This is a genomic window from Burkholderia sp. AU27893, from assembly GCF_002223205.1.
GTDB lineage: Bacteria > Pseudomonadota > Gammaproteobacteria > Burkholderiales > Burkholderiaceae > Burkholderia.
Genome location: NZ_NKFD01000004.1, coordinates 1943269 through 1961253 on the forward strand (window position 1 = coordinate 1943269; position 17985 = coordinate 1961253).

The 17985-nt window shown below is 66.3% G+C and carries 18 protein-coding genes; 8 read left to right on the forward strand and 10 right to left on the reverse strand.

All coding sequences use genetic code 11. The features are described 5' to 3' along the window. Positions 1 to 76 precede the first annotated feature (76 nt). Positions 77 to 1264: a hypothetical protein gene (locus CFB47_RS28520; RefSeq protein WP_089462990.1), complete on the reverse strand. Its 1188-nt coding sequence runs from the start codon at positions 1262 to 1264 to the stop codon at positions 77 to 79. Between the two features lie 149 nt (positions 1265 to 1413). Continuing rightward, positions 1414 to 2202, reverse strand: a complete 789-nt coding sequence (locus tag CFB47_RS28525) for an NAD(P)H-dependent oxidoreductase (RefSeq protein WP_089457755.1) — start codon at positions 2200 to 2202, stop codon at positions 1414 to 1416. 86 nt (positions 2203 to 2288) lie between these two features. On the opposite strand from CFB47_RS28525, the gene CFB47_RS28530 reads away from it, so the two are divergent. Next, complete coding sequence (locus CFB47_RS28530; RefSeq protein WP_089462991.1) at positions 2289 to 3182, forward strand: LysR family transcriptional regulator; 894 nt, start codon at positions 2289 to 2291, stop codon at positions 3180 to 3182. A 164-nt stretch (positions 3183 to 3346) separates the two neighbouring features. After that, entirely contained in the window at positions 3347 to 3751 is a 405-nt protein-coding gene (locus CFB47_RS28535) for a DUF2471 family protein (RefSeq protein ID WP_039344831.1), read from the forward strand. 197 nt (positions 3752 to 3948) lie between these two features. Here the strand turns inward: CFB47_RS28535 and CFB47_RS28540 are convergent, their stop codons facing one another. Next, positions 3949 to 5982 (reverse strand): NADPH-dependent 2,4-dienoyl-CoA reductase, encoded by a 2034-nt coding sequence (locus CFB47_RS28540; RefSeq protein ID WP_089458945.1) that lies wholly within the window; start codon positions 5980 to 5982, stop codon positions 3949 to 3951. A gap of 85 nt (positions 5983 to 6067) precedes the next feature. Between CFB47_RS28540 and CFB47_RS28545 the strand changes: the two genes are divergently transcribed. Next, positions 6068 to 7162: an AraC family transcriptional regulator gene (locus CFB47_RS28545; RefSeq protein WP_089462992.1), complete on the forward strand. Its 1095-nt coding sequence runs from the start codon at positions 6068 to 6070 to the stop codon at positions 7160 to 7162. Here CFB47_RS28545 and CFB47_RS28550 read toward each other — a convergent pair. The 3 genes from CFB47_RS28550 to CFB47_RS28560 all read right to left on the reverse strand — a co-directional run bounded on the left by CFB47_RS28550 (position 7114) and on the right by CFB47_RS28560 (position 9453). Next, positions 7114 to 7596, reverse strand: a complete 483-nt coding sequence (locus tag CFB47_RS28550) for an aconitase X swivel domain-containing protein (RefSeq protein ID WP_089462993.1) — start codon at positions 7594 to 7596, stop codon at positions 7114 to 7116. The genes CFB47_RS28545 and CFB47_RS28550 overlap by 49 nt on opposite strands. After that, positions 7589 to 8836: an aconitase X gene (locus CFB47_RS28555; protein WP_089462994.1), complete on the reverse strand. Its 1248-nt coding sequence runs from the start codon at positions 8834 to 8836 to the stop codon at positions 7589 to 7591. The genes CFB47_RS28550 and CFB47_RS28555 overlap by 8 nt, the downstream gene beginning before the upstream one ends. 188 nt (positions 8837 to 9024) lie before the next feature. Continuing rightward, positions 9025 to 9453, reverse strand: coding sequence for a MarR family winged helix-turn-helix transcriptional regulator (locus CFB47_RS28560; RefSeq protein WP_089428109.1), 429 nt, complete (start codon positions 9451 to 9453; stop codon positions 9025 to 9027). Positions 9454 to 9543: 90 nt separating this feature from the next. Between CFB47_RS28560 and CFB47_RS28565 the strand changes: the two genes are divergently transcribed. The 5 genes from CFB47_RS28565 to CFB47_RS28585 all read left to right on the forward strand — a co-directional run bounded on the left by CFB47_RS28565 (position 9544) and on the right by CFB47_RS28585 (position 15180). Continuing rightward, entirely contained in the window at positions 9544 to 10464 is a 921-nt protein-coding gene (locus CFB47_RS28565) for a LysR family transcriptional regulator (RefSeq protein WP_089462995.1), read from the forward strand. 81 nt (positions 10465 to 10545) lie between these two features. Beyond that, positions 10546 to 10977 (forward strand): MarR family winged helix-turn-helix transcriptional regulator, encoded by a 432-nt coding sequence (locus tag CFB47_RS28570; protein WP_089428111.1) that lies wholly within the window; start codon positions 10546 to 10548, stop codon positions 10975 to 10977. A 64-nt stretch (positions 10978 to 11041) separates the two neighbouring features. After that, positions 11042 to 12136, forward strand: coding sequence for an HlyD family secretion protein (locus CFB47_RS28575; protein ID WP_089462996.1), 1095 nt, complete (start codon positions 11042 to 11044; stop codon positions 12134 to 12136). Between the two features lie 13 nt (positions 12137 to 12149). Continuing rightward, positions 12150 to 13724 (forward strand): DHA2 family efflux MFS transporter permease subunit, encoded by a 1575-nt coding sequence (locus tag CFB47_RS28580; RefSeq protein WP_089462997.1) that lies wholly within the window; start codon positions 12150 to 12152, stop codon positions 13722 to 13724. Between the two features lie 19 nt (positions 13725 to 13743). Beyond that, a complete protein-coding gene (locus CFB47_RS28585) occupies positions 13744 to 15180 on the forward strand; it encodes an efflux transporter outer membrane subunit (RefSeq protein ID WP_089462998.1) in 1437 nt (478 codons plus the stop codon). A gap of 64 nt (positions 15181 to 15244) precedes the next feature. On the opposite strand, the gene CFB47_RS28590 is transcribed toward CFB47_RS28585, so the two are convergent. From CFB47_RS28590 to CFB47_RS28605, 4 genes are all read right to left on the reverse strand, one after another. Then, positions 15245 to 15673 (reverse strand): VOC family protein, encoded by a 429-nt coding sequence (locus tag CFB47_RS28590; protein ID WP_089462999.1) that lies wholly within the window; start codon positions 15671 to 15673, stop codon positions 15245 to 15247. A 119-nt stretch (positions 15674 to 15792) separates the two neighbouring features. After that, positions 15793 to 16425 carry a glutathione transferase gene (yfcF, locus tag CFB47_RS28595; RefSeq protein WP_081421180.1) on the reverse strand — a complete coding sequence of 211 codons (633 nt, stop codon included), beginning with the start codon at positions 16423 to 16425 and terminating at the stop codon, positions 15793 to 15795. Between the two features lie 143 nt (positions 16426 to 16568). Then, positions 16569 to 16979, reverse strand: a complete 411-nt coding sequence (locus CFB47_RS28600) for a TIGR02594 family protein (RefSeq protein ID WP_039344965.1) — start codon at positions 16977 to 16979, stop codon at positions 16569 to 16571. Between the two features lie 217 nt (positions 16980 to 17196). Beyond that, positions 17197 to 17940 carry a helix-turn-helix domain-containing protein gene (locus CFB47_RS28605; RefSeq protein WP_179258989.1) on the reverse strand — a complete coding sequence of 248 codons (744 nt, stop codon included), beginning with the start codon at positions 17938 to 17940 and terminating at the stop codon, positions 17197 to 17199. Positions 17941 to 17985 lie beyond the last annotated feature (45 nt).

A 17985-nucleotide genomic window follows, 5' to 3' on the forward strand; every position in this document is an offset into this window, starting at 1 on the left:
GGGCGGCCTGCGATTGCCTCGCAGGCCGCCCGTTTCATTGCGTCAGCCGCAGCGGTTGATCGGGTTGCCGCGCAGCCTACTTCTTCTCCGCCTCCATCTTGTCGGCGACGTCGTCGCCATACACCTTCGCGACGCGTCGCGCGACGATCGCCTCCATCAGCGTCTTGTCGAAATCGTCGGCGGCTTTCCAGCCGCTGCCCTCCTTGACGAACGTGAAATCGCCCTTCAACTGCAGCATCGACGGCGCGCCGATCGCACCGAGCAACCGGTCGCGATAATCGATCAGCAACGGACACGACACGCGGTCGCCATCGATCGGCTTGCAGTCGGCGGCCGGCATGACACCGAACACGCTGCTCGTCAGCGTCGTCGGCGTGTCGTCGCCGAACCTCGGCTTGCCGTAGCGCGGCATGCGCGCCGACACGTCCTTGTCGAGTTGCGCGACGCTTGCCATGAAAGCCGCGCTGATGACGTCGCGGCCAAGCGGTGCGCCGAGCTTCGGATCGAGCCCCTGCGCACTGTAGCGAGCCGTCACGTATTCGGGCGAGAACGTCTGCACGACAAAGGCGCTCTTGTCCTTGTCGTCGTGCCGGACCACATAGCCGAGCGTCGCGTGCTCGTCGGCGATACTCACGTCCGCCAGGCAGCCGCGCGCCCGATTGGCCTCGTCGTAGCCGACTTCACGGGGGTTGCTGACGTGCGGGAACGACTTGGTACCCCGGTCGAGCATTTGCATCGGGTTCCTGCGCATCATGTCCCTGCGCGCGTCGAACAACAGCGAATTCAGCGCCTTGGTGGTACTCGACGCGCCGCATGCGGGCGCCGATGCGGGCCACAACAGGTAGGCGCCCACCGCGAGCGCCGCCGCCAGGCCGCCGAAGCCGATCAGCATCTGCTTCTTCTTTTGCTCACGCTGCATCGATGCGATCGTTTCGTTCCGACGCTGTTCGAACCGGGGCGGATCGATCTCCTCCAGCACCGTCATCAGGAAGATTTTCGCGTTGCCGCTCGCGTAGCAGCCATCCAGCAGTTCATGCGTGGCTTTCGCTTCGGCGTCCGCCGTCGTATAGCCCTCGGCAATCAGCCAGTCGAGCATTTTGCGCGGGGAATCGGTGTCGGGAAGCTCGGCCGGTGCGTCCCTCAGACGCTGGGTGACGCGCGCCGCCTGCTCCTCCGTCAGATAGCCGCCGGCTTCGAGTTCGATCAGCAGAACGGCGCGGTTGTCATCGATCGGTTCTGCGTGGCCCGGTGGTTCGAAAGTCATCGTTGTTGTTCTCCGTCGAGACGGATTCGCTGCACGGGCCATGCCGGCCTATTGTGCAGACGAATCGCGTCGATCTCCGGAAACTACTTGATTCGGGCGCAGGTGTCGATATGCCCGCGCGCCGCTTTCTCCCTCGGGCCGGCCATGCATCATCCATGCTCGTGCGCCAGATGCACCGCATACCCCGCCTTCCCCGGCACGATTTCTTCCTTCAGCGTCAACGCCGGAATGTCGTAATCGCCCGCGTTCTGCCGCCGGAACGGGATCGGCTGCGTGGTCCACAGTTCATCCAGACGCTTGCCGAGCGCCGCACGCGTTTCGTCGAAGCGCGCGTCGTTCATCTTCCCCGTCCGGTAGATCACGAACGGCGGCAGCACGTCGAAGCCTGGGTAATACAGCATCCCGTGCTGGATCGGGAACAGCACGTCGTCGATCGGCCCGTTGATGCCGCGCGGGCTGTAATGCGACTCCCACCCGCCTGCCGTGACGATCACCATCGCGCGCTTGCCGGCAAGCGAACCTTCGCCATAGCGATCGCCCCAGTGCGTATCGGAATGCTCGCCCACGCCGTAAGCGAAGCCGCATGCATACACGCGCTCGAACCAGCCCTTCATGATCGCCGGCATCGAGAACCACCACAGCGGAAACTGCAGGATCACCGCGTCGGCCCACTTCAGCTTCTCCTGCTCGCGTGCGATGTCTTCGCTTTGTGTACCCGCCGCGAACGCGCGCTTCGAGTCGAGCGACGGATCGAACCGCGCATCGGGCGCACGATCGGTCACGTCGTCCGCGTCGAACGCCGCCTTCCAGTTCATCGCATACAGGTCGGTCACCTGCACCGTGTGGCCGGCCGCTTCGAGATGCGCGACGGAGAAGTCGCGCAATGCGCCGTTCAGCGAACGCGGTTCGGGATGGGCATAGACGATCAGCACATTCATGTTCGGTACTCCGTTGATTGAATGACTGCAGGATGCCGCCGCCAACGGTATATTTGAAATGAATTCCTGATATTCCAGGTATAGCCATGAATAATCTCAGACGACTCGATCTCAATCTGCTCGTCACGCTGGACGTGCTGCTCGCCGAGCACAACGTCACGCGCGCGGCCGAGAAACTGAACATGTCGCAGCCGTCGGTGAGCGTGCAATTGCAGAAGCTGCGCGACGTGTTCGGCGATCCGCTGCTGCTGCCGGGGCCGCGTGGAATGCGGCCGACCGCGCGCGCGGAAGCGCTGCGCGAACCGTTGCGCGATGCGCTCGAAGCGGTCGAGCGCGCGGTCATTCCCGCCACGCCGTTCGATCCCGCGACCGCGACGAACACGTGGCGCGTGGCCGCGACCGACTACGGCGAATCGACGATCGTGCTGCCCGCGTTGAACACGCTGCGTTCGGCCGCGCCCGCCACGCGCCTCGCCGTGGTCGAGCTGGTACCGCCGCGCATCGAGCAGGACACCGAACGAAACGGCATCGATCTCGTCTTCCACATGACCGAAGCGTCGCCGCCCGGCATGCGGCGCTTGCCGCTGTTCGCCGAGCGTTACGTGCTCATCGGCCGTGCCGGGCACCCGAAGCTGAAGCGGCGCCCGACGCTCGCGCAGTTCGGCACGCTCGAGCACGTGATCGTGTCGCCCGACGGCGGCGGCTTCTTCGGCGTGACGGACGAAGCGCTCGCGAAGGTGGGCGTCAAGCGGCGCGTCGTGCTGTCGGTGCCGCATTTCCTGTTCGTGCTGTCGGCCGTGGCCAGCACCGATCTCGTCGCGATGGTGCCCGAGCGGCTGGTGCGCGACGTGCCCGCGCTGCGTGTCGTGGCCGCGCCCGTCGACGTGCCCGGCTACGAAATGTCGATGCTGTGGCACGAACGCGTGCATCGCGATCCGGCGCATCGGTGGTTGCGGGAGACGATCGCGGCAGCGGTGTAGATCGGTCGCCTGCCCGGGGCAGCCGCCCGCTTCGATCGCCATCGCACGAAATCCTTCATCCGGGGCTTGAAACCGCGCCAAACACTGTATATATTTACAGTGCTTTTGCACCATTTGACCCGAATTCCGTCATTCACAGACGAACGGACTTTTGTGAGGCGACCATGTTCCAGGCATCCGCATTCGATCCCGAGCAACCCGGCTTCAACCCCGTCCACTTCGAGCGCGCCGCGCAGCGGGCGGTCGTCGATCTGCAACGTGTCGCGGGCGGCCCCGCGCAGCGGGCGCTCGGCCTGCGGCGCCGCACCCATCCCGCGGCCGTGCGCACGATGAGCTGGCAGGCGCTGCTGAACGTCGAAGAGCTGGCATTCTCGAATGCCGGCTTCCTGAGCCGCAACGATCCGGCCGTCGTCGACGCGTTCATCCGGCTGCGCGACAGCCGCCTGGTCGCCGCGGATGTCGAGGAACCGGTCGACTGGCGCCGCGACGATGACGACCTGCCGGCCATCTACCTGATCGTCAAGGCGATGCTGGAAGCGGAAGAGGAAGAACGGGCCGAAGCGGCCTGAGCCGGGTGATGGCCAATCGCCGTCACGGTCTGTCGGGGTAGCGCCGCCACGTTACGTGGCGACGCGGCCGGCGTTGCGGCTCGTTTCAGTCCTGCGCCGGCGAATCGGTGCAGCAGACGGTGAGCCACGAACGGCCGCGCAGGCGGATCATCGCCACGCGGCGTACCTTCTCGGGTGGCCGTCGCAGCGACCGTCCGTTACAGCCGCGCGGCGAGCCGCGAGCCCTGATCGATCGCGCGCTTCGCGTCGAGTTCGGCGGCCAGTTCCGCGCCGCCGATCAGGTGCACCGAGCGCCCGGCCGCCTGCAGCGGCGCGAGCAACGCGCGCTGCGGCTCCTGCCCCGTGCAGAGCACGATCGTGTCGGCCTCGATCACTTCGTGATCGGTGCGCTGCTCGCCGTATGACACGTGCAGCCCGCGCGCATCGATCAGTTCATAGTTCACGCCGCCGATCATCTTCACCTGCTTCATCTTCAGCGTCGCGCGGTGAATCCAGCCGGTCGTCTTGCCGAGCCCCTTGCCGAGCGGCGCGGCCTTGCGCTGCAGCAGCGTCACTTCGCGCGCCGGCGCCGTCACCTGTGCACGCGTTACGCCACCGCGCGTCGCAGCCGGGTCGGTCACGCCCCACTCGGCCTTCCACTCTTCCAGATCGAGCGCCGGCGATTCGCCCTCCTGCACCAGATACTCGGCGACATCGAAGCCGATCCCGCCCGCCCCGACCACCGCGACACGCCGGCCGACCGGCTGCTTGCCCGCGAGCACGTCGATGTAGCTGAGCACATTCGGCCCGTCCTGCCCCGGGATCTTCGGGTCGCGCGGCGCGACGCCGGTCGCGAGCACGATCTCGTCGTAGCCGCCCGCGATCAGGTCGTTCGCGTCGACGCGGCGGTTCAGGTGCAGGTTCACGCCGGTCAGCTCGATCTGGCGGCCAAAGTAGCTCAGCGCTTCGTGGAACTCTTCCTTGCCGGGAATCCGCTTCGCCATGTTGAACTGGCCGCCGATCTCGGCCGCGCCGTCGAACAGGTCGACCTGATGGCCGCGCTGCGCGAGCACGGTCGAGCATGCGAGCCCGGCCGGCCCCGCGCCGACCACCGCGATGCGTTTCGGCCGCGCGGCGGGCGTGTATTTCAGTTCCGTCTCGTGGCACGCGCGCGGGTTCAGCAGGCACGACGCGATCTGGTTCTTGAACGCGTGATCGAGGCACGCCTGGTTGCAGCCGATGCACGTATTGATTTCGTCGGCACGACCCTGCGCGGCCTTGACGACGAACTCGGCATCCGCGAGCAGCGGGCGCGCCATCGACACCATGTCCGCGCAGCCGTCCGCGAGGATCTGCTCGGCCACTTCGGGGCGGTTGATCCGGTTGGTCGTCACGAGCGGAATGCCTACCTCGCCCTTCATCTTCTTCGTCACCCACGCGAACGCGCCGCGCGGCACCGACGTCGCGATCGTCGGCACCCGCGCCTCGTGCCAGCCGATCCCCGTGTTGATGATGGTCGCGCCCGCGCGCTCGACGGCCTTCGCGAGCTGCACGGTTTCGCTCCAGTCGCTGCCGTCCGGAATCAGGTCGAGCATCGACAGCCGGTAGATCAGGATGAAATCGCGGCCGACCGCTTCGCGCGTACGTTCGATGATCTCGATCGGCAGCCGGGTGCGGTTCTCGTACGAACCGCCCCACTGGTCGGTGCGCTTGTTCGTATGCATCGAGATGAACTGGTTGATCAGGTAGCCTTCGGAGCCCATGATCTCGACGCCGTCATACCCGGCTTCCCGCGCGAGCTTCGCGCAGCGGACAAACGCGCGGATCTGCCGCTCGACGCCGCGTGCGCTCAGTTCGTGCGGCGCGAACGGCGAGATCGGCGACTTGATCTTCGACGGCGCGACCGCGAACGGGTGATAGCCGTAGCGTCCCGTATGCAGGATCTGCAGCGCGATCTTGCCATCCTCCGCATGCACGGCATCCGTGATCTCGCGATGCCGCCGCGCGGCAGCCGACGTCATCAGCGTGCCGCCGAACGGCTTGGTCCAGCCGGCGACGTTCGGCGCGAAGCCGCCCGTCACGATCAGGCCGACGCCGCCGCGGGCGCGCTCGGCGAAATATTCGGCGAGCCGCGGCAGCGTCTTGCGGCTGTCCTCGAGGCCCGTGTGCATCGAGCCCATCAGCACGCGGTTCTTCAGCGTCGTGAAGCCGAGGTCGAGCGGGGCGAGCAGGTGGGGAAAGGTCGTGGTCATGATGAGCGTGCCGATGCGTGCCAGTAAGCGATGCGTGACATCGTAGGCGCGCGCTGCCTTGAACGTGAGGGGGCAAACAGCCATAATGCTTGTCATTTCCGGCCAAGACGACATGACCTCCCCTCTCGCCAAGGACCGCCTCGGGCTACGCCGGCCGACGATTCCGGTCGCCTATCCGCGCCTGTTGCTGCAGGCGCTGGCCGCACGCGGCGTCGATCTGGCCGCCGTGCGCGCCGGCACGGGCCTGCGCGATGCGGTATTGGCCGAACCGGACGCGCGCGTCGCGCCGTCGCAATGGGGGCGGCTCGTGCTCAATGCGATCGCGATCGGCGGCGATCCGGGCATCGGGCTCGCGTTCGGGCTGCTGCTGAAGCCGACCGTGCACGGCTTTCTCGGCTATGCGACGCTGACCGCGCGGGACATCCGGGAAGCGCTCGCCGTCACGCAGCGCTACTTCCGGATGCGCAATCGCCAATATCGGCTGACCTATGCAGAAGACGAACGCGGCGCGACGCTCGAACTGCACGGCGTGCAGGCCAGCCCCGTGCTGCAGCATCACGTGATGTTCGAATTCGTGTTGACCGGGCTTGCGCAGAACATCTCTCAATGGGCCGGACGCACGTCGCCGCCGATCAAGCTGCAATTCGCGTGGCCGGAGCCGCCCTATTTCGCGCGCTATCGCGATCAGTTGCCGCCGGTCGAATTCGGCTGCGCCGCCAATGCGCTATGGATCGCGCACGACGTGCTCGACTGGCCGCTGCCGCTCGCCGACGAAGTCGCGCACCGGCAGGCGCTCGTGCAGGTGGAGCGCGAGTATGCGCAGGTGCGCCAGGAGGAAGGCGATCTCGTCGAACGCGTGCGCGCGGAGCTGGCACGCGGGGCTGGCGAATATCCTGGGCCGGAGACACTCGCTGACGCGCTGCTCGTATCCACACGCACGCTGCGGCGCCGGCTCGAGGAAGCCGGTTCGAGCTATCGGCAATTGCTCGATGAAGCCCGGTTTCGCGACGCGAAGCAGTTGCTTGCTGCGTCGGATCTCGACCTGAAGACGATCGCCGAGCGGCTGCAATTCACCGACCCGGCGAATTTCACGCGCGCGTTCCGGCGCTGGGCCGGGCAGACGCCGAGTGCTTACCGGGAGGCCGCGGGAGGACTGGACGAACCGGCGTCGTCAAGATAGATCGACGCACCGCCATCCCCCTCTTCCGCTTCGATCCGCACCTCCCCCGTCGCGGCGGCGATCGCGTCGTACACGTCGTCGGTCACGCACACCACCGGCACCGCGATCGCATACAGCTCGGCCGCCACGATCGCGCCGATCGAGATGATCAGGTCGCGCTCCTTCAGCACGATCGCGACTGGCCCCGTGCCGTTGCGCACGGCTTCCGCCAGCACGCTGCTGCTCGAACTCGAGCCCTTCGCGTGCGGCATCACCATCACCTTGCCGGCGAGGCTCGCGCCGGCCTGCGGATGGCCGCGATCGACGATCTTTCCCGCACCCGAGTCGTAGCCGCCCCAGAAGCTGAGCGGCTTGTCGAGCACGAACGGGCGCGCGCACGCGCTGCCCGGCACGAGCGTGTCGCCCGTCAAACCCTTGCGCGTGACTTCAGTCATCGAATCGCACCTTTCCTTCGTACGCCGAACGCACGCATTCGCGCATGCTGCCGTACGCGACCGTCACGCCGATGTTCGCGGGCGCATACGACGCCCATTTCCCCGAATTGGTCATCACGAGCCCCGACAGTTGCTTCATCACCGGCGTGATGTACGTGCAGGTATCGACGACGATCTGGATGCCGCGTGCCGCGAATTTCTCCGCGAGGCCGGCCTCCTCCAGTTCCCACAGGATGAATCGGCTCGTGTTCACGTAGAAATCGCAGGCCGGCTTGCCGTCGAACGCGTCGAGCAACGTGTCGAGCGTGCGAAATTCGGCCAGCGAGAAATGCGGCGTGCCGAGCGCCACCGCGACGAGTGCATCGCCGGCCGCGCCATGGTTCAGCGTGCGGCGGATCTCGTCGAGATCGGCCATCGCGACATCGACTGTGCGTTGCGCCGCTTGTCCATGCAGTGCGGCGTCGAGCGTGGGTGCCTCGGGCGTCACGCCGACCGCATGGAACAGCGCAACGGCCCCGCTCGATGCCGCAGCCGCACCCAGCGCCTTGAGTTCGTCTTCCGTGGTGTCCGCCGGCAGCCCGACGATCGCCGGCACGACCGCGCCCGCGATCCTGCCGATCAGCAGCCCGAGCGCGGCGAAATAGATGTCGCGCGACGCCAAGCGACTGAAATCCGGTGCGTTGAACACGATCCGCGCGGCGCGGTTCGCTTCGACATGCAGCCCCGCATACGGCGCACGCCCGGTGATCGCGGCGGCCAGGTCGAGAAAATCGCCGTACCGGCTCGTCCGCGCACCGAGCACCGAATTCGCGAACACGATCGCGTTCGATTCGGCCCAGGCGATCTGCTCGCCTTTCGCTGGACGGTTCTTCAGTTGATAGGGCGCGCACGTGAAGCTCGATTCGCAGCCGAGCTGCAGATGCGCGTCCATCAGGCGCTGCGCATCGCGCTCGATCGTGCGGTCGCCGTGGTACAGCTCGGGATGGATCAGGTCGAGCGACCCGACGTTCAACGTGGTCGGCACCGCGACCTTCGCGCCGGTGTCGACGAAATACTCGACGAAGTCGAGGCTGGTCTGGCCGTGGTAAAGGCAGCCGTCGATATGGGCAGACGTGATGTCGATCAGGTGCGGCGCGGACATCACGTGCGCCGTGCGCGCGACGATCCGCATCGCGCGCGCGACGCCCTCGCCGAAATCCCCGCGCAGCATCGCGCTGTCGCGGTCACTCAACTGCAGCATCGGTTACTCCTCTGACGCGTGCCGGCCGCGCCGGCTCGTGAAATCCGTCAGGGGACTCTACAACTGGAAATAAAAACTGTCCAGATCAGCACTTGACCGGACAGTTTCAAAAACCAATTTCCGCCATTTAGCGGCTCTGAAGCGACCAATGGCTCGAATTTAGCTCCAGTTTGCCGCCGGCCCGCCGTCTAGCGTTCCGCGGTCACACTGAACAGCTCGTCGCGCAGCGCCTTCGCGCGATCGCGGCCGAACTGCGTCTCGAATTCGTCCTGCGCGGCCTGCCAGGCGACTTTCGCTTCAGCGAACGTGCGCTCGCCCAGCTTCGTGAGGCTCAGCGCATGCGCGCGCGTGTCGTGCTCGGACGCGGCCGTCGCGACGAAGCCGTCGCGCTGCAGCGGCTTGAGCGCGCGCAGCAGCGTCGTGCGATCCATCACGAGCGTATCGGCGAGTTCACTCATCAGCAGGCCGGGCTGGCGCGTCAGGTTCGCCATGATCGAGAACTGGGCGGGCGTGACGCCGACCGGGGCCAGATGGCGCTCGTACAGTTGCGTGACGAAGCGCGCCGCCTGACGCAGCGCGAGGCAGTTGCACGCCTGGGCAATCGAGGTGTCGTTCATGTTTCGCAATTTATATGTGCATATGCATAAAGTCAATGTACACTCCGCCGTAACAAGGCCGGCGGCCGGCCTCGCGTCAAGGAGACGGACATGGACTACATCGACAAGCTGCGGATTTTCCGGTCGGTGGTGGAGATGCGCAGCTTCACGCGCGCCGCCGACATGCACGGCCTCGCACGGCCGGTCGTGTCGCGCGCGGTCGCGGATCTGGAAGCGCGCTTCGGCAGCCGGCTGCTGCACCGGACCACGCGCCAGGTGTCGCTGACCGAGACGGCCGAGCGCATCTACGAGCGCTGCGCGGCCGTGCTCGACGAACTCGACTCGCTCGAGGCGGAAGCGCAGTCGCCGACGCGCGAGCCCGAAGGCCTGCTGCGGCTCGTCGCGCACACGACGGCCACGCTGAACCGGCTGGTGCCGCTGATCGCCGGCTTCAAGGCCGCGCACCCGAAGGTGCGCCTCGACGTGACGCTGACCGAGCGCCCCATCGATCTCGTCGGCGAAGGCTACGACATCGGTATCGTCGTCCCGTACATGCTGACGAACGAATCGACCGTCGTGCGGCTGATCGAGCGGATTCCGCTCGTGATCGTCGCGACCCCCGCGTACCTGCGCGCCCACTCGCGCCCGGTCGCGCCGGCCGATCTCGCCGACCATCCGTTCGTGCCGATGTCGCCGTCGCTGCGCCGGCCCGCGCTGTCGTTTCGCGTCGACGGCAACACGCTGACCGTGCCGTTCCGCTTCGACATCTCGTCGAACAGCCCCGTCTTCAACCGTGAAATGGTGATGCACGACTTCGGCATCGGCGTCGTGCCGAAGACGCTCGTCGATGCCCAGCTTGCGTCGGGCGCGCTCGTGCAGTTGCTGGCCGACGCCGACCTCGTCGATGCGTCCGTCGAGATCAAGCTCGCCTACGCGAACCGCGCGCTGCTGCCCGCCAAGGTCAAGACGTTCATCGACTACACGGCCGCCTATTGCGACCGCGAAGGCTGGATCGTTCCGGCGGCCGCCTGACGCCGATTGGTACAGCCGCGACAACAATCTGATCGCGCCCCGCCGCTCGCTCCGGGCCGCATTGCCTCCTAACATGTGTACATGCACAAGATGACGCTCACCGATGACGATTGCTTCGCGGTCCGGCAAGCCGCCCGACGGATCTCGCAGTTCTACGAGCGCTATCTGTCGCGGGCGGGCGTGACGCCGTCGCAGTACAGCATTCTCGCGCTGCTGCGCGACCGGCCCGGCCTGACGATGGCGACGCTGTCGACCGTGCTGGTGATCGAACGCACCGCGCTGCTGCGCGCGCTCAAGCCGCTCATCGGCGCGGCGCTGGTGGCCGGACGGATCGAGCCGCGATGCCGCCGCCAGACGTTCGCGCTGACCGCGCACGGCGAAACGAAGATCGCCGACGCGCACGTGCACTGGCTCGCCGCGCAGGAAGCGTTCGAGCAGCGGTTCGGGTCGGCGCAGGCGGCCCGCCTCAGAGACGAATTGTTCCGGATCACGCACAACCTGCCGGAACGCTAGCCCCTTCCCCGATCGACGACATGCCGTCGATCGACTTGATAAGTGCATATACATAGGTGAATCGATGGATACGACCCAAGCCGCTGCCTCATCCCGCGAAGCAGCCACACTCGACCAGCCCGCGAAGCAACAGCGTCGCGTGCCGTGGATGCGCATCGCGGTGGGTGCCGTCGTCATCGTCGCCGCCGCCGCCGCGCTCGACTGGCTGTTCGTGCTGCGCTTTCAGGAAAGCACCGACGATGCGTATGTCGGCGGCGACGTGACCGTGCTCGCGCCGAAGGTCAACGGCTTCGTCGACAAGATCCTCGTGACCGACAACCAGCGCGTGAAGGCCGGCGACGTGCTCGTGCAACTCGATGCGCGCGACTACGACGCGAAGCTCGCACAGGCCAGCGCCGAAGTCGACAGCGCGCGCTCCGCGGTGACCGAACTCGAGGCGAAGCAGCAACTGCAATTCGCGGTGATCGGCCAGCAGGCGGCCGAGAAGAATGCGTCGTCGGCCGAGCTGACGCGTGCCGCGTCGGACCGCGTGCGCTATCGCGAGCTCGTGAAATCCGACGCCGTGTCGAACCAGATCGTCGAACGCGCGGACGCCGATTATTCAAAGGCCGGCGCCGCCGTCGACCGCAGCGACGCCGCGCTGCTCGCGTCGAAGCGGCAGCTCGACGTACTCGGTGCGCAGCTCGCCGATGCGCGGGCCCGCGTGAACACCGCGCTTGCCGCGCAGCGCGTCGCCGCGCTCAACGTCGAATACACGACGATCCGCTCGCCGGTCGACGGCTACGTCGGCAACCGCACGGGCCGCGTCGGGATGCTCGCGAACGTCGGCGTGCCGCTGCTGACGGTCGTGCCGGCTTCCGGGCTGTGGATCGACGCGAACTTCAAGGAAGACCAGCTGCGCAAGATGCACGCGGGCGATCGCGTCGACGTGTCGCTCGATGCGTCGAACACGAAACTGCACGGCCGCGTCGACAGCCTCGCGCCCGCCACCGGCGCGACCTTCAGCGTGCTGCCGCCCGAGAACGCGACCGGCAACTTCACGAAGATCGTCCAGCGCGTGCCCGTGCGCGTGCACCTCGATCCGCAGCCGGGCCTCGACCACGTGCTGCGCCCCGGCCTGTCCGCGGTCGTGACCGTGCATACCGACCACGCGAACTGAGCGGGAGACGACGATGACCACCGCGTTTTCCGGCGACCCGGCGTCGCAACCCACGAAGCAGCGCGTGTTCGCGTTCGCGCTGATGTGCATCGGTTTCTTCATGGCGACGCTCGACATCCAGATCGTCGCGTCGTCGCTGCGCGACATCGGCGGCGGCCTGTCCGCCAGCCAGGACGAATTGTCGTGGGTGCAAACCGCCTACCTGATCGCCGAGATCATCGTGATCCCGATGTCGGGCTGGCTGTCGAAGGTGATGTCGACGCGCTGGCTGTTCGCCGCATCGGCGGTCGGCTTCACGATCACCAGCATGCTGTGCGGCGTCGCGTGGGACATCAACTCGATGATCCTGTTTCGCGGGCTGCAGGGCGCACTCGGCGCCGCGATGATCCCGACCGTGTTCACCACCGCGTTCGTGCTGTTCCCCGGCAAGCAGCGGCTGATCGCGTCGACGACCATCGGCGCGCTCGCGTCGCTCGCGCCGGCGATCGGCCCCGTGATCGGCGGCTGGATCACCGATCAATGGTCGTGGCACTGGCTGTTCTACCTGAACCTCGTGCCGGGCATCGCGGTGGCTGCGCTCGTGCCGCGCTACGTGCACATCGACGAACCCGACCTCAGCCTCATCAAGCGCGGCGACTATCTCGGCATCGTGCTGATGTCGGGCTTCCTCGGCTGCCTCGAATACGTGCTGGAGGAAGGCCCGCGCAAGAACTGGTTCGGCGACGACGCGATCGTGATCTGCGCGTGGATCTCCGGTATCTGCGGCTTCCTGTTCATCGTGCATGCGCTGACCGCGAAGGATCCGATCGTCGACCTGCGCGCGCTCGTCGTGCGCAACTTCGGGATCGGCAGCCTGCTGTCGTTCGTGACCGGCATCGGGATCTTCGTGACCGTGTTCCTGACGCCGCTGTTTCTGGCGCAGGTGCGCGCGTTCAGCTCGCTGCAGATCGGCATGGCGTTACTGTCGGTCGGCGCATTCCAGCTGATTGCGCTCTGTGCGTATGCGTTCGCCGCGCGCTTCTTCAGCCTGCGTTCGCTGCTCGTGTTCGGGTTGATCTGCTTCGGGCTCGGCTGCTACCTGTACACGCCGATCACGCACGACTGGGGCTGGCGCGAGCTGCTGCTGCCGCAGGCGCTGCGCGGCATCGGCCAGCAGTTCAGCGTGCCGCCGATCGTGACGATGGCGCTCGGCTCGCTGCCGCAGTCGCGCCTGAAATCCGCCAGTGGCCTGTTCAACCTGATGCGCAATCTCGGCGGGGCAATCGGGATCGCGGTGAGTGCGACGATGCTCAACGACCGGCTGAACTTTCACTACCTGCGCCTGAACGAGCACGTGAGCGCCGGCCAGCCGCAGATCGCGTCGCTGCTCGATCGGCAGGCCGCGTACTGGACATCGGTGGCCGGCAACACGCTGGACACCGCGCAAGCCGGGCTCGCGAACCTGCATCACCTGATCTATCGCGAAGCGCTCACGCTCACCTATGCCGATGCGTACTACGCGCTGTCGTTGTGCTTCGTCGTCGCGCTGCTCGCGGTCGTCTTCTCCAAACCCATTTCCCTGAACGCGCCGCCGCCGGACGCGCACTGAGGTTGAGGTCATCACCATCATGAAAAAACTTCTCGTCGCCCTTGCCGTCAGCGCACTCGCCGCAGGATGTGCGGTGCAGCCCGCGCAGCATCCGGCGCTTCAGGATTCGGTTCGGACGCTCGCGCCGGACGCATGGGACACCGATGTGCCGCGCGCGGACATCGACGCCGCCGCGTGGTGGGCGCAATTCCACGATCCCGCGCTCGACCGGCTGATCGCCACCGTGCTCGACGGCAACCTCGATCTGCAGGCCGCCGCCGAACGCGTGAAGCAGGCGCAGGCGCTGACCGTGCAGAAGCGCGCGGTGCTGCTGCCCGAACTCGACGCGACCGCGCATGCGGCCGACGCACGGCAGAACACGCCGCCGCCGCTCGGCTATGTGCGGCAGGCGGGCGCGGGGCTCGCGTTGAGCTGGTCGCCCGATGTGTTCGGCGGTGAACGGCTCGATCTGCTTGCCGCGCAGGCCGAGCTGGTTGGGCAGAAGCATGCGGAAGATGCGATGCGGCTCGCGCTCGCGGCCGATGCGGCTTCCGCGTATGTCGATCTGCGCTGGGCGCAGCAGGAACTGAAGATCCTGCAGGACAACGCGAAAATCCGGCAGCATGCGCTCGAACTCACGCGCAAGCGGCAGGCGTTCGGGTTGTCGACCGAGCTTGACGTCACGCGTGCGCAAAACCAGCTCGATGCGCTCGAAGCGCGGATTCCGCCGACGCAGGCGCAGATTGCGCATCAGCTCAATCTGATTGCGGTGTATTCAGGGAGGACGCCGGAATCGGTCGATCGGCTCTTGCTGGTACAGGCCGGGGAGATTCCTGCCCCGCCGGTTGGCGCGCCGGGGACGCTGCCTTCGCAGGCGTTGCTGCGGCGGCCGGATGTGCTGACGGCGTATGCGCAGGTCGAGCGGCGCGCGGCGCAAGTCGGTGTGGCGAAGGCCGAACGGTATCCGAAGTTTTCGTTGAACCTGACGGACGGGATTCTGGCGGCTTCTTATCTCGGGTTGCCGACGTTGACCGATAACCTGTTCAGTGCAGCGTTGAGTGCGACGAGCCCGATCTTCAATGCGGGGCGGATTACCGCCGATATCTCGCAGAGCGAAAGCCGGATGCGCGAGTCGGAACTCGGGTTACGGCAGACGATGCTGCAGGCGCTGAGGGAAGTCGAGGATGCACGCGCGAATCTCGTCAGTTCCGATGAGGCGACGCGCAAGCTTGGTAGCGCGCTTTCTGCTTCGGACAAGGCGCTCGGGTTGGCGAATCAGCTCTATAAGGGCGGTGCGACGGATTTTCTGGATGTGCTGTCCGCGCAGGAGGTTTATCTGCGGGATTCGGATTCGCTCAACCAGGTCAAGCGCGAACATGCGCTGGCGGCGGTGGCGCTTTATCGGTCGCTTGGGGGTGGGTGGAGCAGGAATGACGCGGCGGGCGGGCCGGAGGTGGAGGCAGTGGCGAAGAACTGAGTACAGCGCGAATCCTGCATCGGAAAGCCACCTGGTTCGACTTTCCGACGCAGTGCGCTGCTGGCTACGGGTGCCGCTTCGGATTCCATGCCTTGTGTACGAACTCGAGGCGGTTGCCGTCGAAATCAGCCACATTGGCGGCATAGTAACCGGGAGCAAAGTAGGTACGATCCGCGGGCTTCCCCTCGTCGATGCCGCCGGCGTCGATGGCCGCCGCGTAGGCTGCGTCGACCAGCTCATTGGAATCGCAAACGATGCCGAGGTACAGACCGGTTTCGCCGGGCTTGCGCTGACGCAACCAGATACTCGATCCGACCGCCGCTCCCCTGCCGTATACGTCGTCACCCAGGCCGTAGAGATCGGGAACGCCTGCTGGCCCCTTGGCGGAGTCGTAGTTGCCGAATACGCGCCACCCGAGCGGCTTCAAGGCTTCTGCATAGAAAGCCAGTGATTTGTCGATGTCGGCGACGGAGATGTAGACGTGGTCGATCATTGAGCTACCTCCAACGTGGATGGGTATCACTTGTTCAGCGAATGACCGCGCGTGTTCCGCCTCGCTGACCGGTCCAGTGCGCGCTTCGCGCCATGCACGCATGCCGGCGCATCCGCAAATTACAACGGCGGCCGCTTCAGCTTCACCCAGCGCTGCACCGACGCCCGCTCCCACTGCGCCCGCGCATAGTCGGCGAGGCGCTGCGGCACCGGATCGTCATTCAGCACCAGGCGGTTCAGCATCACCGCAAGATCGACATCGGCAATGCTCCACTCGCCGAACAGGTTGGCCGCGCCCGGCGCGAGCAGCTTGTCGGCGGCCGCGAACAGCTTCTGCGCGGCCGCCTGCGCCAGGCTCGACAACGGCTCGCTCGACGGCCCGTAGAACAGCACTTCGGTCGACCGCTCCGTCCGAACCGGCATCAGGTCGCTGCGCAGCCACGCCTGCACCTGCCGCGCCCGCGCACGCTGGCGCGGCTCGACCGGATAGAGCCGCGTGCCCGGGAAGATCTCGTCGAGATACTCGGTAATCGCCGACGATTCCGACAGCGCGAAATCGTCGTGCACGAGCGTCGGCACGCGTTGCGTCAGCGAGGTCGCCGCGTAGTCGGGCGCAAAATGCGCGCGGTTGCCGAGATCGACGGTCACCAGTTCATAAGGCAGCGCCTTTTCCTCGAGCGCAACGAAAACCGACATCGCGTAAGGGCTCGCGTATTGCGTATCGGCGTAGAGACGGAGATGACCGGTTTGCACTGCTGGCTCCTTGTGGGTGCGAAGGCCGGCGGCGGCACGTTGATGCGCCGACAGGCTTCGGGTGGGTCGATGCGGTTGTGCGACAGGTTAGCAGCAGCAGATGCGCCGTTGATTGCAGTTTTGTGTCCGCTGCCGCGGCGAGATCATCCGGCGTCGGGCCAGCGGTATCCGATCACTTCGGTCAACGGGTACGCAAGCTCGCGGACTTCTTCCAGCTGGTTGCCGCCGAAGAGATACACCTGTTCGTCGTCGTGACGCAGGTAGAACCCGACATGCCCTTTCCAGCTCGCGGGATCGTCGCGCGTGAGGATCGCGATGCAGCCGTACACCGGGCGCTCCAGCGGCCGGCCCCATTCGAGCCATGAACGCGCGAGCGCGGAGCCCGTGCCGCGAACGCCGGCGTGCGTCATGCACCAGTTGACGAACGACGAGCACCAGGAAATCTTGTCGTCGTAGCCGACCAGGTTCGTCTGGTTGTTGTATTCGACGATGCGCGGGTTGACGCTTCCGGGAGGATGGCGGCGAATGCCGAGTTCGGCCATCGCGACGGGCATCCACGGCGGATGGACGGCGTCCGGCTTGCTCTCGGAGGTTGATCGGGTCACGTCTGCCTCGATTCATGGAAATTGATCGCCAATCGTCGCATGAATCGCGCATGGCGACGAGCCCGCCGTCCACGCGATGCCCGATGTCATCCGCCATCCGGGACCGGCTTGCCGACCGGCTCCGGTGGCGCGCTTCGCCATGCCGGCGTTCGGCGGCCGGGGCGCACTACGGACTGGGTTGAAGCGCGCGGTATTTCGCGGGTGTCGTACCCAGCGCCTGCTTGAACATGTTGATGAAGCTCGTCACGGCCTCGTAGCCCAGTTCATCCGAGACCTGCTGCACGCTTCTGCCTTTCGCCAGCGCCTCGAGAGCGACCATCAGATGCAACTGCCGCCGCCATTTGCCGAACGACATGCCGGTCTCCTCGAACAAGCGCCGCGACAACGTCCGCTCGCCCATACCGACGTGGCGGGACCACTCTTCCACGGTACGGCGATCGCCCGGCGAGGCGATCAGCGCCTGCGCGATCTGCCTGACGCGAGGGTGCCTCGGGATCGGAAAGTGCGTGTCCACCCGCTCCATGATGGCGAGCTCTTCGATCAACAGCTCGACCATCAACGCGTGTCGCCTGACGCCGGGTTGGGGCGGCCTGTTTGCCAGTTCGACGATGATCTCGCGCAGCATCGGGCTGATGCGCAGCGTGCGGCATTCATCCGGCAGCCCCGTCACCGATGGGTGAATGAAGACGAAGCACCCTTCGGCCGCGGGCGAAGCGCGGCTGACGTGAGGCAGCCCCGCGGGGAGCCACAGTGCGCAATGCGGCGGGATGATCCAGTGCGCATCGCGCGCCTCGCAAGCCACCACACCCTGAAGCGACAGAACCAGCTGCCCGTCCGGATGGGTATGGCGGCGGCCTGCCACGCTTTCACTCAAGGCGCCGAAGCGCGCTGCGGTCACGGAAAAGGTCATCGGTCGAAGCGCAAGGAGATGCACACCACGGTTTGTCGAGTTACA

What these genes read in the sequence shown, in the direction of transcription:
- CFB47_RS28520 (WP_089462990.1), bottom strand. Translation starts at nt 1,264, where the DNA reads ATGACTTTCGAACCACCGGGCCACGCAGAACCGATCGATGACAACCGC.
- CFB47_RS28525 (WP_089457755.1), bottom strand. Translation starts at nt 2,202, where the DNA reads ATGAATGTGCTGATCGTCTATGCCCATCCCGAACCGCGTTCGCTGAAC.
- CFB47_RS28530 (WP_089462991.1), top strand. Translation starts at nt 2,289, where the DNA reads ATGAATAATCTCAGACGACTCGATCTCAATCTGCTCGTCACGCTGGAC.
- CFB47_RS28535 (WP_039344831.1), top strand. Translation starts at nt 3,347, where the DNA reads ATGTTCCAGGCATCCGCATTCGATCCCGAGCAACCCGGCTTCAACCCC.
- CFB47_RS28540 (WP_089458945.1), bottom strand. Translation starts at nt 5,982, where the DNA reads ATGACCACGACCTTTCCCCACCTGCTCGCCCCGCTCGACCTCGGCTTC.
- CFB47_RS28545 (WP_089462992.1), top strand. Translation starts at nt 6,068, where the DNA reads ATGCTTGTCATTTCCGGCCAAGACGACATGACCTCCCCTCTCGCCAAG.
- CFB47_RS28550 (WP_089462993.1), bottom strand. Translation starts at nt 7,596, where the DNA reads ATGACTGAAGTCACGCGCAAGGGTTTGACGGGCGACACGCTCGTGCCG.
- CFB47_RS28555 (WP_089462994.1), bottom strand. Translation starts at nt 8,836, where the DNA reads ATGCTGCAGTTGAGTGACCGCGACAGCGCGATGCTGCGCGGGGATTTC.
- CFB47_RS28560 (WP_089428109.1), bottom strand. Translation starts at nt 9,453, where the DNA reads ATGAACGACACCTCGATTGCCCAGGCGTGCAACTGCCTCGCGCTGCGT.
- CFB47_RS28565 (WP_089462995.1), top strand. Translation starts at nt 9,544, where the DNA reads ATGGACTACATCGACAAGCTGCGGATTTTCCGGTCGGTGGTGGAGATG.
- CFB47_RS28570 (WP_089428111.1), top strand. Translation starts at nt 10,546, where the DNA reads ATGCACAAGATGACGCTCACCGATGACGATTGCTTCGCGGTCCGGCAA.
- CFB47_RS28575 (WP_089462996.1), top strand. Translation starts at nt 11,042, where the DNA reads ATGGATACGACCCAAGCCGCTGCCTCATCCCGCGAAGCAGCCACACTC.
- CFB47_RS28580 (WP_089462997.1), top strand. Translation starts at nt 12,150, where the DNA reads ATGACCACCGCGTTTTCCGGCGACCCGGCGTCGCAACCCACGAAGCAG.
- CFB47_RS28585 (WP_089462998.1), top strand. Translation starts at nt 13,744, where the DNA reads ATGAAAAAACTTCTCGTCGCCCTTGCCGTCAGCGCACTCGCCGCAGGA.
- CFB47_RS28590 (WP_089462999.1), bottom strand. Translation starts at nt 15,673, where the DNA reads ATGATCGACCACGTCTACATCTCCGTCGCCGACATCGACAAATCACTG.
- CFB47_RS28600 (WP_039344965.1), bottom strand. Translation starts at nt 16,979, where the DNA reads ATGCCCGTCGCGATGGCCGAACTCGGCATTCGCCGCCATCCTCCCGGA.
- CFB47_RS28605 (WP_179258989.1), bottom strand. Translation starts at nt 17,940, where the DNA reads ATGACCTTTTCCGTGACCGCAGCGCGCTTCGGCGCCTTGAGTGAAAGC.